The 14,634-nt window shown below is 65.7% G+C and carries 11 protein-coding genes; 5 read left to right on the top strand and 6 right to left on the bottom strand.

Going from position 1 to position 14,634, the window contains the following annotated elements; all coding sequences use genetic code 11:
• Positions 1-58 precede the first annotated feature (58 nt).
• Complete coding sequence (parC, locus tag DKM43_RS01145; protein WP_109796642.1) at positions 59-2,344, top strand: DNA topoisomerase IV subunit A; 2,286 nt, start codon at positions 59-61, stop codon at positions 2,342-2,344.
• Between the two features lie 12 nt (positions 2,345-2,356).
• Here parC and DKM43_RS01140 read toward each other — a convergent pair whose 3' ends face one another.
• Entirely contained in the window at positions 2,357-3,592 is a 1,236-nt protein-coding gene (locus DKM43_RS01140; RefSeq protein ID WP_269089594.1) for an FAD-dependent monooxygenase, read from the bottom strand.
• Positions 3,589-5,277 carry an alkaline phosphatase family protein gene (locus tag DKM43_RS01135; RefSeq protein ID WP_109797022.1) on the bottom strand — a complete coding sequence of 563 codons (1,689 nt, stop codon included), beginning with the start codon at positions 5,275-5,277 and terminating at the stop codon, positions 3,589-3,591. Before DKM43_RS01135 ends, DKM43_RS01140 begins: the two co-directional genes overlap by 4 nt.
• A gap of 207 nt (positions 5,278-5,484) precedes the next feature.
• Between DKM43_RS01135 and DKM43_RS01130 the strand changes: the two genes are divergently transcribed.
• Positions 5,485-7,503, top strand: coding sequence for a protein-disulfide reductase DsbD family protein (locus DKM43_RS01130; protein WP_236632320.1), 2,019 nt, complete (start codon positions 5,485-5,487; stop codon positions 7,501-7,503).
• A 7-nt stretch (positions 7,504-7,510) separates the two neighbouring features.
• Here DKM43_RS01130 and DKM43_RS01125 read toward each other — a convergent pair whose 3' ends face one another.
• From DKM43_RS01125 to hemC, 4 genes are all read right to left on the bottom strand, one after another.
• A complete protein-coding gene (locus tag DKM43_RS01125; protein ID WP_109797021.1) occupies positions 7,511-8,284 on the bottom strand; it encodes an SDR family NAD(P)-dependent oxidoreductase in 774 nt (257 codons plus the stop codon).
• A 137-nt stretch (positions 8,285-8,421) separates the two neighbouring features.
• Positions 8,422-9,306 (bottom strand): MICOS complex subunit MIC60, encoded by an 885-nt coding sequence (locus tag DKM43_RS01120; RefSeq protein WP_236632319.1) that lies wholly within the window; start codon positions 9,304-9,306, stop codon positions 8,422-8,424.
• A 56-nt stretch (positions 9,307-9,362) separates the two neighbouring features.
• The gene (locus DKM43_RS01115; protein ID WP_109796639.1) at positions 9,363-10,055 is read right to left on the bottom strand and encodes a uroporphyrinogen-III synthase; all 693 of its coding nucleotides are present in this window, start codon (positions 10,053-10,055) and stop codon (positions 9,363-9,365) included.
• Positions 10,052-11,011, bottom strand: a complete 960-nt coding sequence (hemC, locus tag DKM43_RS01110) for a hydroxymethylbilane synthase (protein ID WP_109796638.1) — start codon at positions 11,009-11,011, stop codon at positions 10,052-10,054. The genes DKM43_RS01115 and hemC overlap by 4 nt, the downstream gene beginning before the upstream one ends.
• Before the next feature lie 45 nt (positions 11,012-11,056).
• Between hemC and tsaD the strand changes: the two genes are divergently transcribed.
• Genes tsaD through DKM43_RS01095 form a run of 3 tightly spaced genes read left to right on the top strand, consistent with a single transcriptional unit; the run spans position 11,057 to position 14,587 of the window.
• On the top strand, positions 11,057-12,109 hold the full coding sequence (gene tsaD / locus DKM43_RS01105; RefSeq protein ID WP_109796637.1) for a tRNA (adenosine(37)-N6)-threonylcarbamoyltransferase complex transferase subunit TsaD: 1,053 nt from the start codon (positions 11,057-11,059) through the stop codon (positions 12,107-12,109).
• Positions 12,106-13,113 carry an NAD(P)H-dependent glycerol-3-phosphate dehydrogenase gene (locus DKM43_RS01100; RefSeq protein WP_109796636.1) on the top strand — a complete coding sequence of 336 codons (1,008 nt, stop codon included), beginning with the start codon at positions 12,106-12,108 and terminating at the stop codon, positions 13,111-13,113. The genes tsaD and DKM43_RS01100 overlap by 4 nt, the downstream gene beginning before the upstream one ends.
• Complete coding sequence (locus DKM43_RS01095) at positions 13,106-14,587, top strand: lipopolysaccharide biosynthesis protein (protein ID WP_109796635.1); 1,482 nt, start codon at positions 13,106-13,108, stop codon at positions 14,585-14,587. Before DKM43_RS01100 ends, DKM43_RS01095 begins: the two co-directional genes overlap by 8 nt.
• Positions 14,588-14,634 lie beyond the last annotated feature (47 nt).

Genomic DNA, 14,634 nt, shown 5'->3' with positions numbered 1-14,634 from the left:
GGATGCAGGCCATCGGCGGCTTTCGTTATGCTGGCGGGGTTGCTAGCACGCTGGTGCCATGGCGACCGAAACGACAGAACCCGATCCGTTTGACGCAATCGTCGATGCCCCGTTCGATTCCGCGCTGTCGGAGCGCTACCTCGTCTATGCGTTGTCGACAATCACCGCGCGTTCGCTGCCGGACCTGCGCGATGGCCTAAAGCCGGTGCACAGGCGGCTGCTGTGGGCAATGCGGCAGTTGAAGCTGAACCCCAACGACGCCTTCAAGAAATCGGCGCGCGTGGTGGGCGATGTCATCGGCAAGTATCACCCGCATGGCGATGCGTCGGTCTATGATGCGATGGTGCGCCTCGCGCAGGACTGGTCGCTGCGTTACCCGCTGGTCGAAGGGCAGGGCAACTTCGGCAACGTGGATGGCGATAATGCCGCAGCCTATCGCTATACCGAAGCGCGGCTGACCCGCACTGCCATGCAGCTCATGGCAGGGCTGGACGAAGGCACGGTCAACTTCGTGCCGACCTACAACGGCGAGGACGAAGAGCCGGAAATCTTTCCCGGCCTGTTCCCCAACCTGCTGGCGAATGGTTCCAGCGGGATCGCGGTTGGCATGGCCACCAACATTCCCAGCCACAACGTGGCCGAGATCATTGATGCCGCGCTGCTGCTGATCGACAATCCCCATGCCGAGCACAGCCAGTTGATGGACGTGTTCCACGGGCCTGACCTGCCGACCGGCGGCCTGATTGTCGACAGTCCGGCGGTGATTTCCGCAGCCTATGAGAGCGGCAAGGGTTCGATCCGGGTCCGCGCCCGCTTTTCCACCGGCCGCGACGCGGCGGGCAACTGGGAAGAGACGGGGATCGAGAAGCTGGGTGGCGGGCAGTGGCAGCTTGTCGTCTCCGAAATCCCCTACATGGTGCAGAAGAGCAAGCTGATCGAACAGATCGCCCAGCTTATCGCCGACAAGAAGCTGCCGATCCTCGAAGACGTGCGCGATGAAAGCGATGAGCAGATCCGGCTGGTGCTCGTGCCCAAGAGCCGCAACGTCGATCCCGAACTGCTGAAGGAATCGCTCTACCGGCTGACCGACCTTGAGACGCGCTTCGGTCTCAACCTCAATGTGCTCGATTCGCGGCGCACGCCGGGCGTGCTGGGGCTGAAGCTGGTGCTACAGGAATGGGTTATCTCGCAGATCGACATCCTGCTGCGCCGTTCGCGGCATCGGCTCGACAAGATCGCCGCGCGGCTGGAACTGCTTGAAGGCTATATCATTGCCTATCTCAACCTTGACCGGATCATCGAGATCATCCGCACCGAGGATGAACCCAAGCCGGTGATGATGGCCGAGTTCGCGCTGACCGACCGGCAGGCCGAAGCCATTCTCAACATGCGGCTGCGGAGCCTGCGCAAGCTGGAGGAGATGGAACTGCGCCGCGAGCGCGATGATCTTCTGGCCGAGCAGGACGAGTTGCAGAAGCTGCTCGACAGCCCGGCTCGCCAGCGCACCCGGTTGAAGCGCGATCTGGCGGCCCTGCGCAAGGACTATGCCGAGGACACCCCGCTGGGCCGACGCCGCACGACCATTGCCGAAGCCGCGCCGCTGCGCGAGTTCAGCATGGACGCGATGATCGAGAAAGAGCCGGTCACGGTGATCCTTTCGGCGCGCGGCTGGATAAGGGCGGCAAAGGGGCATGTCCCCCTTGATGGAGATTTCAAGTTCAAGGAAGGCGATGGTCCGGCCTTTGCCCTCCACTGCCAGACCACCGACAAGCTGCTGGTGGCGGTGGACAACGGCCGCTTCTACACGCTGGGCGCCGATAAACTGCCGGGCGCGCGCGGCTTTGGCGAGCCGATCCGCACCATGGTGGACATCGATCCCGAAGCGCAGATCGTGGGCGTGACCGTTTACAAGCCCAAGGGACAATTGCTGCTGGCAGCCAATACCGGGCGCGGATTTGCCGCGGAGATGGACGAACTGCTTGCCGAAACCCGAAAGGGGCGCGGCGTTGTTTCGACCAAGCCGGGGGTAAGACTGGTGGTGGTGCGCGAGATTGCCCCCGAACACGACCACGTGGCCGTGATCGGCGAGAACCGCAAACTGGTCATCTTCGCGCTCTCTGAAGTGCCGATCCTCGCCAAGGGGCAAGGCGTGACCTTGCAGCGCTACAAGGATGGCGAGCTTTCGGACGCCACCACGCTGCGGCTTGAAGATGGCCTGTCATGGGCCATGGGCGGCGAGAGCGGACGCACGCGAGTGGAGAAGGACTTGCTGCCGTGGAAGGTGGCGCGCGGTGCGGCCGGGCGCCTGCCGCCCAACGGTTTCCCGCGCGACAACCGGTTCTGAGGTTCTCCTGCTTCAGGCTGCGCGCAGCAGCCTGGGCAGGTTGCCGCTCATTCCGCGCGCTTCGTCCATGAACCAGCGTTTCAGCGGGGAGAAGCGCTGCACCCCGGCCATGCCGAGGCGGCGCACCGCCGAAGGCAGCTTGCCAGGAATGCCGAACAGGCGCGTCAGCACATCGGTGGCGGTGGCAACCATGAAGGTATCGACGGCGCGCCAGCGTTCGTAGCGGGCAAGAAGCTGGGCATCGCCCACGTCCATGCCAAGCCGCACGCCATCGGCCAGCACTTCGACGAGCGCGGCCACATCGCGCAGGCCAAGGTTCAGGCCCTGCCCTGCAATGGGGTGCATTCCGTGGGCGGCATCCCCCACCAGCGCCAGCCGGTCTTCCACCACGCGCACGGTGTGATGGAAGTTGAGCGGATAGGACGAACGCGGGCTGTTGAGTTCGATCCTGCCGAAGATGCCGTGCATCCGGCGCGCCACTTCGCCAAGGAACATGGCATCGGGCATCGCAAGAACAGCGGCGGCATCCTTTTCGGCCACGGTCCAGACCAGCGCCGAACGATGCCCGCCATCGGCATCGTCAAGCAGGGGCAGCAGCGCGAACGGGCCTGCCGGATAGAAGACTTCCCACGCCACGTTCTCATGCGGCTTTTCATGGCGCAGGCCGGTGATGATGGCGCGGTGGCCATATTCCCACTTTGCCGGGGTGAAACCGGCCTCATCGCGCGTGGGAGACTTGCGGCCTTCAGCGGCCACCAGCAGCCGACCCTTGAGCACGCGGCCATCGCGCAGCGTGACAGAAACGCCGTGCTTGCCGCGCTCACGCGCGACGACGTGGCTGTTAGGATGGAAGCGTATGGCCTCTTCGCGCGCGGCGGCGGCATACATGGCAATGCGCAGATCGCGGTTGGCATACATGCGGCCAAGCGAGCCTTCGCCTTCCGCTGGCCGGAAATCGATCCGCCCCGGCTTCATGCCATCGGTCACGGCAATCGCGTCGATCGGACAGCCCTTGTCGGCCAGTTCGTCGGCCATGCCGAGGTTGGTGTAGAGGTTCCAGCTTGCCGTGGAGATGGCCGATGCCCGCCCGTCGAAACCTTCGGCGGTCTGTGCGGCGGGATCGGAATTGTCGACCACGTGGCTGGTGATCCCGGCTCTGGCGAGGCCGATGGCCAGCGTCATCCCGACGAGGCCCCCGCCGAGGATCACCACCTCTGCCTGATCTGCACCTTGTCCTGATTCGTTCACCTGATCGCTCCACACGTGTCGCCGGGGCCAGCATCCAGATCGAGGCAGCGCCCGTCAAATGCACCTTGGGGGATCTTGAGACCGATCAATGCCGCAAGCGTGGGGGCAATGTCCACCGTTTCCACTGCGCTGGGCTGTTCGAAACCGGTCATGCCCTTGCGCCAGAACAGCATCGGCACGCGTCGGTCATAGTCCCACGGGCTGCCGTGGGTTGCAACATAACCGGGTGCCGGTGTGGGGATCGGCACCACGCCGCGCTTGAGAAACACGACGAAATCGCCCGAATGCAGCGGGTTGTAGGACGCGCGCGCGCGCTCGGCGAGGGTCCATGTCTCCGGAGATCCCTTTGGCATGGGCGTGGCGGCGATTTCTGCTGCGGTCAGGACAACCTCCACTTGCGGATCGGCTTCGAGCAGGGCCTTGGCATCGGTCAGCAGGCGTCCCTTGATACCAGGGGCCAGATCGCGGCGCAGCCAGTAGTCGCCTGAAGGCCCGTCGGACAGGACCAGATCCCTGGCCGCAAGGCCGTGGCGTTCGGCCAGCTTTGCCGAAAGGGCGGCGGCAGAAACGGTCGGCGTCACCCGCGCGGCACGATCGAGCGCCTGTTCCTGCAGGCGTTCGGGAAGGTCGAAGCCGCCATGATCGGCGGTGAGCATCACCACATAATCCAGCCCGCGCTTGTCGAGACCGGCGAAGAAATCGGCCAGCGCGGCATCGAGCTGCGCCATCTGGATGCACATTTCCGTGCCTTCGGTGCCGGTGCCGTGGCCGATATAGTCCGTGGCCGAAAGGCTCACAGACAGGACATCGGGAACTTCGTCCCGGCCCAGCTTTTCCTCGTCCACCAGCTTCATCGCCAGATCAAGCGTGGCGCGGTCAAGCCGCGGCGAATTGCGAAAGCCATTGCCATCCCCGGCCTTGAGCGCGAAGCGCCCCGTGCCGACGGTCAGTTCACCCGCCCTGATCGGACGGTCCGCCCGGCGGCAGCCATCCGGAAGCGCAAGCGCCGGCGCGCCCTTGTCGAGGACTTTGGTGATCTCGGCGTTCTGGACCTTCGCGCTGGCGCCGGGTTCGCGTCCGGCCAGCGTGACAAAGCCCTTGCCCTTCCACCAGTAAACCTGATCGATGTCGTGTCCGCCCATCATCAGCGCGCCGCGATCCTTGCCCGAAACGGCAACGTTGCGCGCCGCAGGGTTCGCGCGCTTCATCCAGTCACCCAGTGTCGGCACGAGCAGGTGCACGGGCGATGCCACATAATCGCGCGATGCGGCGCTTCGCTGGCTCACATCCTCGGCGCAATAAACCACATTGGGGCCGACCGTGACGGACTGGTCGATCCACGAATTGGCGATGATGCCGGTGTGCGCCGGCCGGTTTCCAGTGAGAATCGTGGAATGGCCGGGGCAGGTTTCGGTTGCGGCATGGCTCTGGTATCCGGCAGGGAACACCACGCCCTGCGCAAGGCGCGCTATGCCCCCGGTGAAGCGCTGGCGATACTGTGCGAAAAGATCGGACGAGAACTGGTCGATCGCAAGAGCCACGATCAGACGCGGTGCACCTTGCGGCACGGCCTGAGTCACGGGCTGGCTTGCGTCCACCGGTTCTGCGTGCAGCGGCGCGAGGGGCATGGTGCCCGTCATCAGTGTGGCGGCAAGCAGCGGGGCGGCAAAACGGGAAAGGCGCATCACGGCAAACATACTCCTATGGGCAAGCGCGCTGGACTCGGCTGCGGGCCAGCCCTAGGACGCCCATGAGCGACGTGCATGGCCCCGGTCTTGCCCCCGTTCAAGGGGCCAGATGGACTTTCGCCATGGACTTTCGCCCAAAGGAACCTGCTTGGCGTTATGGCACGACCCGAACCGGCCCGGATCAATAGTTTGCGCAGCATAGCGATGTTTGTGACGGCACTGTTGCTGCTGATCGCATTTGGCGCTCCGCTGCGTGCGGAACCCAACCACGTCAGGGCAAGCCTTGTTGCCGAGGGACCGGTCCAGCCGGGCAGAACGGTGACGCTGGCGCTGCTGATGCAGCCCGAAAAGGGGTGGCATGGTTATTGGTCCAATCCCGGCGATGCCGGTTACGGACTGACCCTGAAGTGGGATCTGCCCGGCGGCGCGCAGGTTGGGGCCATGGAGTTTCCGGTTCCGCAGACGCTGCTGATACAGGGGCTGATGAACCATGTTTACGAGCACGATTATGCCGTGCTCGTGCCTTTCACCGCGCCTGCCGAAGCAAGGCAGGGCGAGACGCTGCCCATCCGGGTGAAGGCGCAGTGGCTGGCCTGCACCGACATGATCTGCGTGCCCGAACAGGCTGAGCTTGCGGGCGCCGTCACCATAGGAAGCGGTCCAACCGATCCGCGCTTTGCCGCTTGGCGCGCGGCGCTGCCCGCTCCGCTCGACCGGTCCGGGAGCTTTGCGGTGCAGGGCAAGGCGCTCAGGCTGGCACTGCCGTTTCCGGCGTCAGCACCTCTGGCTGCGCCGCATCTGTTTGTCTCTACCGAGCAGGTCGTGGATTATGCCGCTCCGCAGCGTTTCTTCCGCAATGGCGATACGCTTGTCATCGAAGTGCCGCTTGCTGCGTCGGCAGGGGACGCGGCACGAATAGAGGGCGTGCTGGCCATGGGCCGCGATGCAGGCGGGATCCGTTTTGCGGCTGCTCCCGGCGCGGTTCCCGAAGGCGGCGAGGAACTGGCCGGGGCTGGCGCAGCCAATGCACCGGCCTTTTCGGCAGCAACGCTGGCGCTGGCTGTGCTGGGGGCCTTCGTGGGCGGGCTGATCCTCAACGTGATGCCTTGCGTGTTTCCCATACTCAGCCTCAAGGCCATGGCGCTGGCGCGTGGCAATTCCGACAATGCGCGGGGCGAAGGGCTGGCCTATACCGCCGGGGTCGTGCTGGCATGCCTTGCGCTGGGCGGGGTGATGCTGGCCTTGCGGGCAGGCGGCGAACAGGTCGGCTGGGCGTTCCAGTTACAGGAACCGGGCGTGGTCGCGCTGTTGCTGCTGCTGGCGGTGGCGATCACCGCAAACTTTGCCGGGGTCTATGAAATGCCCGGCCTTTCGGTCGAGCGCGGAGCAGGGCATTCAGGTGCTTTCGGAACCGGGCTGCTGGCGGCCTTCGTGGCAACGCCCTGCACCGGGCCGTTCATGGCTGCTGCCATGGGCGCAGCGCTCGTGCTGCCGGTATGGGCGGCGCTGGGCGTGTTTGCCGCGCTGGGACTGGGGCTGGCGCTGCCATTTCTGCTGCTGGGCTTCGTTCCCGCTCTCAGGCGGCTGCTGCCGCGGCCCGGCGCATGGATGGAGCGTTTCCGCCGCTGGATGACGTTGCCGATGGGGCTGACGGCGCTGGCGCTGGGCTGGCTGGCATGGCGGGTTGGCGGGGCAGACTTTGCGGCCGCTGCCATCGCCCTTGCCGCAGCGGTGCTGGTGGTTCTGGCCTATGCGGGAAGGGCGCAGCGGCAGGGTCGCGCGGTCATGGGGTGGACAATGCCTGCCATGCTGGTGCTTTGCGCGGCGGCCTTTGTCGCAACGCCGCGGCTCGTGCGGGAACAAGTTGCCGGGCAGGACGGTCTTCATGCTGCCCAGCCATTCTCGCAGGCCGGTCTGGCAGAGGCACGCGCCAGCGGAAGACCTGTCTTCGCCTATTTCACGGCTGACTGGTGCCTATCCTGCAAGATCAACGAAAGCACGTCGATCGAGCGCGAAAGCACGCGGGCGGCATTCGAGAAAGCGGGCGTGGTGGTTCTGGTGGGCGACTGGACCCGGCGCGATCCGGCGATCACCGCGTTCCTGACCGAACAGGGCGTTGCCGGGGTGCCGCTTTATCTGTGGTATCCGGCGGGCGGCGGGCAGCCGCGCCAGTTGCCGCAAGTGCTGACGCCGGACATGCTGGCGGCGCTGCCCGGCCAGTGATGCGGGTCTAAAGCGATTGCCCGTCGTCGATGGAGATGAAGGTTCCCGTCACCTGACGCGAGGCGTCCGAGGCAAAGAACAGCATCATGTCGTCCAGCGCGTCGATCTCGGTCAGTCGCTTTCTGGGCCATGAGGCGATCTGCGCCTTGCCGCCTTCGGTATCGAACCATTCGCCATCGATTTCGGTGCGGATGTAGCCGGGCTGGATCACGTTGACGTTTATCCCCTGCCGCGCCCACTCGCGCGCAAACTGCCGACCCAGATGCTGCACGGCAAGCTTCGTGGCCGCATAGGCGGCATCCCCCGTGGCAGTCATCTGCGCGGTGATCGAACCTGTCAGGATGATCCGGCCCCGCTCGGTCTGCTTCGAACCGGCTGCGATCATGCGCCGCGCCCCCTCGCGCGCGGTCAGATAGACACCGTTGAAATTGGTATCGACCACGCGGCGCATGGCATCGGCGGGCAGATCGATCGATCGGCCCGGTTCGACAATGCCCGCATTGGCCACCACGATATCCGGCACCCCGATTCCTGCTTCGGCCGCGTCGAAAGCGCGAATGATCGATGCTTCGTCGGTCACGTCGAGCGGCACGGCCACCGCCCTGCCTCCACCGGCATTGATCTCTTCGGCCAGCGCGGCAATGCGTTCCATCCGGCGCGCACCGATCACAACCGCAGCCCCGGCGGCGGCATAGAGCCGGGCAAAGCGCGCGCCGAGACCCGAAGACGCCCCGGTTATGAGTGCGATGCGGCCTTCCAGCGAATAGCGCGGCTTGTCCATGATCTTCTCCCTTGCCACCCGGCTTGCGGCTCTTGCCTCCGGGCGCTCAGGCGTTTAACCGATCCATTAAGGTGCGCAAGCCCCAGATAAGCATGCCTGAGCAATCCGGGTGCGGGCACGATGCACGCAAAGCGTGATCAGAAACTTTCGGCCGCGCCGGGCGCAAGGCTGCCGGGTGTCCGCTGCGTCGGGTCTTCGGCCTTGGGCGGGGTGACGGGACGCGCGCCCATCAATGCCGCGGCCTCAAGCTGGTCAAGCGCGCGCTGCGCAGCCAGATAGTCGCGCGCGCGGGCCACCCATGTGCTTGCCTGCGCGCTGCCCGGCATTTTCTCGACCTCGGCAATCGTTGCCTCGATCTTGCCTCCAGCCAGAAATGCGCGGGCGCGCGCAAGGCGGCTTTCCGGCGCGGGTGAGGGCGATCCGGCATGGCGGATCACGAAAAGGTCGGAAATCTCGCGTTTGAACGAAGACCAGATGCCTTCGTCATCGCCACTGCCGATCATAGCCGGGGCGAGGGCTTCGAATTCCTCGGACAGTTGCGGCAAAGTCACCGGGTTGGCGGCGGCCGCAATCACGCGGTCAACCGCTGCGCCTTGCAGTTCGCCGAACCGCGCCCGCAATTGCGCTTCGATCCAGCCAAGCGGCTGGCCGCGTTCCACTGCGCGGCGTGCGGCAAATGCCAGCAGCAGCGCTTCGGCATGAGTGGCGTTGCCCGATGCGGCCAGCGCCTGCTGGTTGAGTTCCGCCAGACGCTGCTCAAGCGCGGCGAGGCGAGCGGTGGCCGCAGTAATCTGCGCATCGACCTGCGCCTTGTCGGCTAGGGCCTGCGCGGCAGATGCGCTTGGTGAAGGCGGCGTTACGGGTGAGCTGACGAGATGGGGCACGCCCGACGTGCCCAGTTCAATATCGAACATGCCATTGCGCCAGCCAAGCCATGCCGCGCCCGTGGCGCCAAGCAGCAGGCATCCTGCCACCAGTGCCGCAACCGTCCGACCGCCAAGGCCGCTCCGCTCTGGTGCCATTCGCGGACTGTAGCCGAGATCCTGCATCCGTTTTCGCTTGTCCTGTCGCCCCGAAGTCACACTGTCTGGCACATTCGCGCTGCCAGTTCCAGCAATTCGGCGTCCGTTCTGGCACGAGCGACGGCGACGGCCTTCCAGCCGGCTCCTGCCATTTCGGCAATGCGCGGGGCGAGGCAGGCAAGCTGGACATTCTGCCTTGAAATACAGGATCTTTCGCACTCGTCGGCAAAGTGTCGTGCCGCTTCTCCTGAATGCAGAAGGACGACTGCGCCGCGTGCCAGCACGGCAATTGCCGCATCGGGAAGCGGCCTGCGCTGCGCGGCATAGGCAATAACCGTGGCGATTCGCACACCGGCAGGCGGATCGAGCACGATATGATCGGCACCCGCGATTCGGAGGTAATCGCCCGGCGGCAGCGTGGCGACAACGGGCTGCAAACCGCCCTCTCCAGTGCGGGCGACGGCAAAGCCTGCCTCGCGCGCGGCCTGCGCAGTCGCCTCGCCCACGGCGATTACCGGGACATGGGTGAGGGTTGCGAGCGATGCGCCGCCATGCCGGAAGACATTGGCACTTCCTGCGAGAATGCGGTCGAAACGGGCTGCGGGTGCAGCCCATGCCAGCGGTTCAACGCTGAAGAGGGGAAAGCTGCGGGCATCAAGCCCTCGTTCGCGGGCGGCGCGGCAGGTCGCCGCATTGCCCGGTTCCGGACGGATGACAAGGACGGGCAGATCGTTGCCGGGCTTGCTCATTCGCCGGAAAAGTGGACGCGAATTGCCTCGCCTGCCTGCGTCAGCAGATGTGCGGCAAGGCGTCGGGGGCCTTGTTCATCGGCCGGGGCAAAGGTTTCGGCAGCCTCGACGCGCTCTGCACCATCAGGGCTGAAAATGGCGGCGCGCAGGGTAAGGAGGCCTGCGTCATGCGTGGTCAGCGCGGCGATCGGGCTGTGGCAATTGCCGCCCAGCGCCTTGAGCAGGGCACGTTCGGCCATCACGGCATGGCGCGTTTCGGAATGGTCGATCGCACCCAGCCATGCGCGCACCGCCTCATTGGCTGCAAGGCATTCCACGCCAATCGCGCCCTGGGCCGGTGCCGGGAGCCATTGGTCAGCCGCCAGTGGCGTTCCGACCGCGCTCTGATGGAGGCGTTCAAGCCCGGCTGCGGCCAGCAGCGTCACGTCGGCCTCGCCCGCGGCCAGCTTGCCCAGTCGCGTGGCAACATTGCCGCGAAAGCCCACGATGCGAAGATCGGGCCGCATGTGGAGCATCTGTGCGGCGCGGCGCGGCGCGCTGGTGCCAACCCTTGCGCCCTTTGGAATGGCCGCAATCGACGCGGCCCCGACAAGCACATCGCGCACGTCGGCGCGCGGCAGGATGGCGGCAATGCAGAACGGATCGGGACGCAGGGTCTCGACATCCTTCATCGAATGGACGGAGAAATCGATATCGCCTTCGGCAAGCCACGCGTCCAGTTCCTTGGTCCAGAGCGCCTTGCCGCCGATCTCGGCAAGCGGACGGTCAAGCACCTTGTCGCCGCTGGCAGTCACGGGGACCAGTTCGATCGTGGTTTCGTCCCAGCCATGGGCGGCGCACAGGCGCGCGCGCGTTTCCAAAGCCTGCGCCATGGCGAGCGGGGAATTGCGCGTGCCGAGGCGAAGCGGACGGTCTGGACGAGCCGCAGGGCGGCTTTCGGACAAGGCGTTGTTCATGCTCTGCTTGCCGTAACCGGGATTATCACTAGAGGGAAGCGCCTGATGGCGCTGATCCTTGGCATAGAATCCAGTTGCGATGAAACCGCAGCCGCGGTGATTGACGGCAATGGCGCAGACCTTGCCGCACGAATCGTTGCGCAGCGCATCGCCTCGCAGGACGAGGCGCACCGACCTTATGGCGGCGTGGTGCCTGAAATTGCTGCGCGCGCGCATGTTGAAGTGCTGGCGCCGATGATCGAGGGCGTTCTGGCCGATGCGGGCATCGGACTGGACAAGGTAGATGCCATTGCTGCGACCGCCGGACCGGGCCTGATCGGCGGGGTCATGGTTGGGCTGGTGACGGCCAAGGCACTGGCCATGGCGGCGGACAAGCCGCTGGTGGCGGTCAACCATCTCGAAGGTCACGCGCTATCGCCGCGCCTGGCCGATCCATCGCTGCATTATCCCTATCTGCTGCTGCTGGTTTCCGGCGGGCACTGCCAGATTCTTGAGGTGGCGGGCGTCGGCCGGTATCGCCGCTTGGCCACGACCATTGACGATGCCCTTGGCGAAGCTTTCGACAAGACCGCGAAGATTCTGGGTCTTGGCTATCCGGGCGGCCCTGCGGTTGAACGTCTTGCCCGCGAGGGCGATCCGCGCGCCGTGCCCCTGCCGCGGCCGCTGGTCGGCAGTTCTGAACCGCACTTTTCGTTTGCCGGGCTGAAAAGCGCTGTAATGCGGGCAAGGCAGGCGGGCATTCATGCCGATGCCGATATTGCCGCCTCGTTCCAGCAGGCCGCGCTCGATTGCGTGGTTGATCGCACGCGGGCGGCGCTGGCGGCTGCGGCTCCGCAGATGACTGCGCTGGTCGTGGCGGGCGGGGTGGCGGCCAATGCGGCACTGCGCGGCGCGCTTGAGGCATTGGCGGCCGCGTATGGCCTGCCGCTGATTGCACCGCCGCCGAAACTGTGCACAGACAATGCCGCGATGATCGGATGGGCTGGCGCAGAGCGCTTTGCTCTGGGATACACCGATCCGCTGGATGTGGCGGCGCGGCCGCGCTGGCCGCTTGATGCCAATGCCGCGCCGGTGCGCGGTGCGGGAGTGAAGGCATGAGCGCTGGAATAGGCGTGATCGGTGCGGGCGCATGGGGCACGGCGCTGGCGCAGATGCTGGCAAGCGATGGCCGCGCGGTGCAGCTGTGGGCGCGCGAGGCCGAAGTGGTGGAAGAGATCAACGTCCGCCGCACCAACAGCCTGTACCTGCCTTCCGCACAGCTTGCTGAGGGTATCCGGGCAACGGACGACCTTGCCGAAATGGCCGGTCTGCCGGTGCTTCTGCTGGTGACGCCGGCACAGTTTCTGGCGCGGGTTCTGGGCGAAATCGGATCGGTTCAAGGCGATGTCGTGCTCTGTTCAAAGGGAATCGAGGCAGGCAGCGGCCGTCTTATGGCCGAGGTGGCGCGTGATGCCGCCCCGCGCGCAAGCCTTGCCGTGCTTTCAGGGCCGACCTTCGCGCACGAGGTGGCTGCCGGTCTGCCCACGGCGGTGACACTGGCCTGCGAGGGCGGGGAGACGCAGTGGCAACGGCTTTCGGCGGCCATCGCGCGGCCCACTTTCCGCCCCTATTATTCGGACGATCTGACCGGGGCCGAAATCGGCGGCGCGGTGAAGAACGTGCTCGCGATTGCATGCGGCGTGGTTGACGGGCTGCGGCTGGGGCAGAATGCGCGGGCGGCGCTGATAAGTCGCGGGTTTGCCGAGATGCAGCGTTTCGGTCTGGCGCTTGGCGCGCGGGCAGAGACGCTGGCGGGCCTTTCGGGGCTGGGCGATCTGGTGCTGACGTGCTCGTCCACCTCAAGCCGCAATTTCTCGCTGGGCAAGGCTCTTGGCGAAGGCGCGCGGGCAAGCGATGTGCTGGGGGCAAGAAGCTCTGTGGCCGAAGGTGCCTTTACCGCCCCGGTTCTGGCCGGAATCGCACGCTCGCGCGGGATTTCGATGCCGATCGTCGAAGCGGTGGTGACGCTGCTGGAAGGTTCGGCACCGGCACGCGATGTGGTGGCGGGTCTGCTTGCGCGCCCATTGAGGGCCGAGGCGCAGATGGACGGCGCGCTTGCCTGACAGTCAGCGCACCTCGCAAAAGGACATTGCGGCGCTGGCCAAGGGCGGGCGCACCAATTTCCTTGGCTTCATCCTGCGCCTTGTGGCGCGCATCCCGTTCCTGTTCATCGCCAGCCGTCTTTATGGCGCAGCGGCCATGGGCCGGTTCGCCTCGGCGCTGGTCATGGTGGAATTCGCCGGAATGCTGGCAACGCTGGGCCAGAAGCGCGGACTGGCGCAGCGGCTGGCCGAAGGCGAAGAGCATCCTGCCAATGTGGTGGGCGATGCAGTGCTGCTGGCGCTGGGTCTGGCGCTGGGCATGGCCGCGCTGATCTATGCCTTCCCGCAGTCGATGTATCCGGCGGGCAATTTCACTTTTGCCGATCTGCTGCTGGTGCTTGCGATACCGGGGCTGGCGCTGGGCGATCTGGCGCTGGCGGCGCTGGCCTATCGCTTCGATGTGGCAACCACGGTGCGAGCACGTTCAGTGGTGGAACCCTGGACGATCTCCATTGCGGCGGGCGCGTTCTTCTTCCTGTGGCCGGCATCGGGCCTGAGCCTGGCCTATCTTGCTTCGGTCTGGGCGGCAACGGGCGTTGCCCTGTTCGTGCTGGTGCGCACCTATGGTCTGCCGCGCGGGTGGAAGCCGCATCCCGTTCTGTTGTGGCAGATTGCGCGGCGCAACATTCCGCTGGCCGGAGCCGATGCCGTGGAATGGGGCACACGCAAGCTTGACGTGTTCATCCTGCGCTTCTTCGTGGGCGAGGCGACGGTGGGCATCTATTACTTCGCCCAGCAGATCGCCTCGCTGCCGCAGAAGCTGAAGACCAGCTTCGAACCGGTGCTGGGACCGGTGATAACCCGCAGCATCAAGGACCGCGATTACGCCGCGATTGCCAAGCAGGTCTGCCAGGTGGGCTTCTGGATCGGCGCGGCGCAGATCGGCATTGCACTGGCCCTGGGCATCCCCGGCGAGGGGCTGATGGGCCTTGGCGGACCGGCTTTCGTATCGGGAACAGCGGCGCTGGTGTTCCTCCTGCTGGCCGAGGTCGTGGCATCCAAGGCCGTGGTGAGCGAGGCGGCGCTCGTTTACCTGGCCAGAATGCGCAACCTCTGGATGAGCCTTGTCACGATCACCGTGCAGGCCGTGCTGACCTTCGGGCTGATCCTGCTTGCCCGGCGCGCGGGGTGGGGGCCGATGTATGTGGCCGCCGCCGCATCGCTGGCGCTGGCGCTTTCTCTGGCGTTGGCATCCTCGGTCAAGGCGCGGCTGCTGGCGCGCATCCTTGGCCACCGTATCAGCAACTGGCGCTGGCGTCTGGGCTGGGCGGTCGTGCCTGCCGTGGCCCTGGGAATTGCGGTGAAATGGTTGCCCGAATGGGCCGAACTGGCATTTGGAATCCCGGCGATTCTCGCTATTTACTGTTACATGCTGTGGGTCCGCTCGTTCGGGCCTGATGATCGCGTGCTGTTTCGCAAACAGCAGGCGAACTGATCCGGGGTTGACCCTTTGCGGGTTGTGGACCCGCATTCGGGTTTTGA

The sequence above is a fragment of the Novosphingobium meiothermophilum genome, assembly GCF_003171715.1.
Lineage (GTDB): Bacteria > Pseudomonadota > Alphaproteobacteria > Sphingomonadales > Sphingomonadaceae > Novosphingobium > Novosphingobium meiothermophilum.
The sequence above is the reverse complement of the archived record's forward strand: the minus strand, read 5'-3'. Positions and strand labels throughout refer to the sequence as shown.

Coding starts and splice junctions, on each gene's coding strand:
- parC (WP_109796642.1), top strand. CDS start 59: ATGGCGACCGAAACGACAGAACCCGATCCGTTTGACGCAATCGTCGAT.
- DKM43_RS01135 (WP_109797022.1), bottom strand. CDS start 5,277: ATGCGCCTTTCCCGTTTTGCCGCCCCGCTGCTTGCCGCCACACTGATG.
- DKM43_RS01130 (WP_236632320.1), top strand. CDS start 5,485: ATGTTTGTGACGGCACTGTTGCTGCTGATCGCATTTGGCGCTCCGCTG.
- DKM43_RS01125 (WP_109797021.1), bottom strand. CDS start 8,284: ATGGACAAGCCGCGCTATTCGCTGGAAGGCCGCATCGCACTCATAACC.
- DKM43_RS01120 (WP_236632319.1), bottom strand. CDS start 9,306: ATGGCACCAGAGCGGAGCGGCCTTGGCGGTCGGACGGTTGCGGCACTG.
- DKM43_RS01115 (WP_109796639.1), bottom strand. CDS start 10,055: ATGAGCAAGCCCGGCAACGATCTGCCCGTCCTTGTCATCCGTCCGGAA.
- hemC (WP_109796638.1), bottom strand. CDS start 11,011: ATGAACAACGCCTTGTCCGAAAGCCGCCCTGCGGCTCGTCCAGACCGT.
- tsaD (WP_109796637.1), top strand. CDS start 11,057: ATGGCGCTGATCCTTGGCATAGAATCCAGTTGCGATGAAACCGCAGCC.
- DKM43_RS01100 (WP_109796636.1), top strand. CDS start 12,106: ATGAGCGCTGGAATAGGCGTGATCGGTGCGGGCGCATGGGGCACGGCG.